The organism is Streptomyces adelaidensis, assembly GCF_016598475.1.
GTDB lineage: Bacteria > Actinomycetota > Actinomycetes > Streptomycetales > Streptomycetaceae > Streptomyces > Streptomyces adelaidensis.
Genome location: NZ_JAEMUX010000184.1, coordinates 1 through 3,924 on the forward strand (window position 1 = coordinate 1; position 3,924 = coordinate 3,924).

Genomic DNA, 3,924 nt, shown 5'->3' on the forward strand with positions numbered 1-3,924 from the left:
GCCGCCTGCCGCCTGCCGCCTGCCGCCTGCCGCCTGCCGGTGATCCGGAGCTGTCAGTTCGCGGCGTTCGGCGCGGTCGTGCTGGTCTTCGCGCTGCTCGGCGCGGCCGGACCCCTGCCGTCTGCCTCGCCGGGGCGCGTGCTGTTGGCTGTTCGGCGGGTCATCGCTAGCGGAGCAACCGCTCCAGTACCTCTGCGATGCCGTCGGCGTCGTTGGCGGAGGTGGTCTCGTTGGCGATGGCTTTGAGGGAGTCGTGGGCGTTGGCCATGGCTACGCCGTGGGTGGACCAGGTGAACATGGGGATGTCGTTGGGCATGTCGCCGAAGGCGATGGTGTCGGCGGACTTGGCGCCGAGTCGGCGGGCGGCGATGGAGAGGCCGGTGGCCTTGGTGAGGCCGAGGGGGAGGAGTTCGACGATGCCCTCGCCGGCCATGGCGACTGTGACGAAGCCGCCGGCGGCCTGACGGGACGCTTCGGCGAGTTCGTCGGAGGTCAGGGTGGGGTGCTGTATGTACAGCTTGTTCAGCGGGGCGGTCCAGAGGTCGGAGACGTCCGTGAGCGGGGTGGTCGGCAGGGCGCCGTGCAGGGCGTAGCCGGGGCCGACCAGTATCTCGCCGTCCAGGCCGGCGCGGCTGGCGGCCAGGTACAGCGGGCCGACCGCTGCCTCGACCTTGGCGAGGGCCACGGCGGCGAGCTGGCGGTCCAGGGTGACGGCCGTGAGGAGACGATGCTCTCCGGCGTCGTAGACCTGGGCGCCCTGGCCGCAGACCGCGAGTCCCCGGTAGCCGAGGTCGTCGAGGATGTGGCGGGTCCAGGGGACGGCGCGGCCGGTGACGACGATGTGGGCGGCGCCCGCCGCGGTGGCCGCGGCGAGCGCCTCTCGGGTGCGCTGGGAGACCGAGTCGTCGGAGCGCAGGAGCGTTCCGTCGAGGTCGGTCGCGATCAACTTGTACGGGAAGCCCGAGGAGTCCATGGACGCTATGGACTCCATGGGTTCCTCGGTGGCAGCCGCTTCGCTCACTTGGCTACCGGCTCCAGGACCTCGCGGCCGCCCAGGTACGGGCGCAGGACCTCGGGGACACGGACCGAGCCGTCGGCCTGCTGGTGGTTCTCCAGGATCGCCACGATCGTGCGCGGGACGGCGCAGAGCGTGCCGTTGAGCGTCGCCAGCGGCTTGACCTGCTTGCCGTCGCGGACGCGGATCGACAGACGGCGCGACTGGTACTCGGTGCAGTCGGAGGTCGAGGTCAGCTCGCGGTACTTGCCCTGGGTCGGGATCCACGCCTCGCAGTCGAACTTGCGCGAGGCCGAGGAGCCGAGGTCGGCGGAGGCGACGTCGATGACGCGGAACGGCAGCTCCAGCGACGTCAGCCACTGCTTCTCCCAGTCCAGCAGGCGCTGGTGCTCGGCCTGCGAGTCCTCCGGGGCGACGTACGAGAACATCTCGACCTTGTCGAACTGGTGGACGCGGAAGATGCCCCGGGTGTCCTTGCCGTGCGAACCGGCCTCACGGCGGAAGCAGGGCGAGAAGCCCGCGTAGCGGAGGGGGAGGCGGTCGGCGTCGAGGATCTCGTCCATGTGATACGCGGCCAGCGCGACCTCGGAGGTGCCGACCAGGTAGAGGTCGTCCTTGTCGAGGTGGTAGACGTCCTGGGCCGCCTGGCCGAGGAAGCCGGTGCCGGCCATCGACTGCGGGCGGACCAGCGCCGGGGTCAGCATCGGCGTGAAGCCGGCCGCGGTGGCCTGGGCGATCGCCGCGTTGACCAGGGCGAGTTCGAGGAGGGCGCCGATGCCCGTCAGGAAGTAGAAGCGCGAGCCGGAGACCTTCGCGCCGCGCTCGGTGTCGATGGCGCCGAGGATCGTGCCGAGTTCCAGGTGGTCCTTCGGTTCGAAGCCCTCGGCCGTGAAGTCACGGATCTCGCCGTGCGTCTCCAGCGTGACGAAGTCCTCCTCGCCGCCGACGGGGACGTCGGGGTGCACGAGGTTGCCGAGCTGGAGGAGGAGCTCCTGGGTCTCGGTGTCGGCCGCGTCGCGTTCGGTGTCGGCGACCTTGACGTCGGCCTTGAGCTGTTCCGCGCGCTTGAGCAGCTCGGCCCTCTCGTCGGGCGAGGCCTTGGGGATCAGCTTGCCGAGCGACTTCTGCTCGGCGCGGAGCTCGTCGAAGCGGACGCCGGACGACCTGCGCCGCTCGTCGGCGGAGAGGAGGGCGTCGACGAGCGCGACGTCCTCTCCACGGGCGCGCTGGGACGCGCGCACACGGTCGGGGTCCTCACGGAGCAGGCGAAGGTCAATCACCCCCCAAGGCTACCGGGGAGTGGTTCCGGCCCACGACTTGGATTCGCGGTACGTCACTTTTGTGGTGACTTGACCTGAATGTCGATGGCAGTGACGGACATTGGGGAAAGTCAATGAATTAGGGGCTGACCCCCTGAAAGGGTGCACCGTTGGGGCACCTGGTTGACTCGACTCCCTTGTGTCGCAAGGGACTTGGGGATCGACTGTCCACAGAAGTCCACAGCGGCGAAAAGTTATCCACAGGCTGTGCGAAAGATCTGTGGACGCCGAGGGTGATCGTTTGGAGAGCTCGGCGTCGACTCCAGGATTCCTGACTCAAACCACCTGCACGCCCACTTTCGAGTGGATTCGCGGGGGAATGGGTCGCTCTAAAGGGTTGACCTGAGAAGACACATGGGCGAAGGGTGGCCTATGGGGGTGTGGGCACGGCAGGGCCCCCCGGGCCGATTTGTCGACTGAATGGCGCTGCGTTGTCGACTTGTCCCCAGGTCGAGAAGCCCACCTGTGGATAACTTCTGTGGACAAAGAAAATAAGCAGGTAGGACTGGCTGGGTCCGGCCTAGAACCGGCCGTCCTGGCAGCGCGCCACCCAGTCCGCCGCCGCCACGAACTCGGCGTCGGAGGTGCCCTGCGGCGTGGGCCGGATCTTCGCCGTGGTGGCGTCCGCACGCGGGTACGAGCCGAGGAATCGCACCTGGAGACAGACCCGCTTGAGGCCCATCAGCGCCTCGGCCACCCGGCGGTCGGAGATGTGGCCCTCGGCGTCGATGGCGAAGCAGTAGTTGCCGATGCCCTCGCCGGTCGGGCGGGACTGCAGCAGCATGAGGTTGACGCCGCGGACGGCGAACTCACCGAGCAGGTCGCGCAGTCCGCCGGGGTGGTCGTCGCGCTGCCAGATGACGACCGAGGTCTTGTCGGTGCCGGTCGGGGCGGCGGGCCGGGCGGGGCGGCCGACCAGGACGAACCGGGTCTGGGCGTTCTCCGCGTCGTGGATCTCGGTCTCCAGGGCCTCAAGACCGTACCGGGAGGCCGCGAACTCGCCGGCGAAGGCGGCATCGTAACGGCCCTCCTGGACGAGGCGGGCGCCGTCGGCGTTCGAGGCGGCGGACTCCCAGAGGACGCCGGGCGGGAGGTTGGCCTTCATCCAGTTGCGGACCTGCGGCTGGGCGGCCGGGTGCGCGGTGACCGTCTTGATGTCGGAGATCTTGGTGCCCGGTCGGACCAGCAGGGCGAAGGTGATCGAGAGCAGCACCTCGCGGTAGATCATCAGCGGGGCGCCGGCGACCAGCTCGTCGAGCGTGGTCGTGATGCCACCCTCCACGGAGTTCTCGATCGGGACGAACGCGGCCTCGGCCTCGCCGGTGCGGACGGCGTCCAGCGCGGCGGGCACGGACACCATCGGGACGAGTTCGCGGGTCGCGGACTCCGGCAGGGTGCGCAGGGCGACCTCGGTGAAGGTGCCTTCGGGGCCGAGGTACACGTAGCTGGCTGGCATGGACTCACCCTAATGGGCCCCGCCGGACCCCGGCGCACGCATCCCGCTCCACCACCCTTGAGAGCGACGTACGGCCCCGGGAGCGCCCTCACGCCCGCCAGGAGGACTACCGCTGCCAGGAGGACTACCGCTGC

3 protein-coding genes are annotated in these 3,924 nt (G+C 69.5%); all 3 read right to left on the bottom strand.

Going from position 1 to position 3,924, the window contains the following annotated elements:
• Positions 1–166 precede the first annotated feature (166 nt).
• The gene (locus tag I8N67_RS40980) at positions 167–973 is read right to left on the bottom strand and encodes an HAD family hydrolase (RefSeq protein ID WP_200309399.1); all 807 of its coding nucleotides are present in this window, start codon (positions 971–973) and stop codon (positions 167–169) included.
• Positions 974–1,017: 44 nt separating this feature from the next.
• The gene (gene serS / locus I8N67_RS40985; protein WP_200309397.1) at positions 1,018–2,295 is read right to left on the bottom strand and encodes a serine--tRNA ligase; all 1,278 of its coding nucleotides are present in this window, start codon (positions 2,293–2,295) and stop codon (positions 1,018–1,020) included.
• Between the two features lie 559 nt (positions 2,296–2,854).
• Complete coding sequence (gene pheA / locus I8N67_RS40990; RefSeq protein WP_200309398.1) at positions 2,855–3,790, bottom strand: prephenate dehydratase; 936 nt, start codon at positions 3,788–3,790, stop codon at positions 2,855–2,857.
• Positions 3,791–3,924 lie beyond the last annotated feature (134 nt).

What these genes read in the sequence shown, in the direction of transcription:
- pheA (WP_200309398.1), bottom strand. Translation starts at nt 3,790, where the DNA reads ATGCCAGCCAGCTACGTGTACCTCGGCCCCGAAGGCACCTTCACCGAG.
- I8N67_RS40980 (WP_200309399.1), bottom strand. Translation starts at nt 973, where the DNA reads ATGGACTCCTCGGGCTTCCCGTACAAGTTGATCGCGACCGACCTCGAC.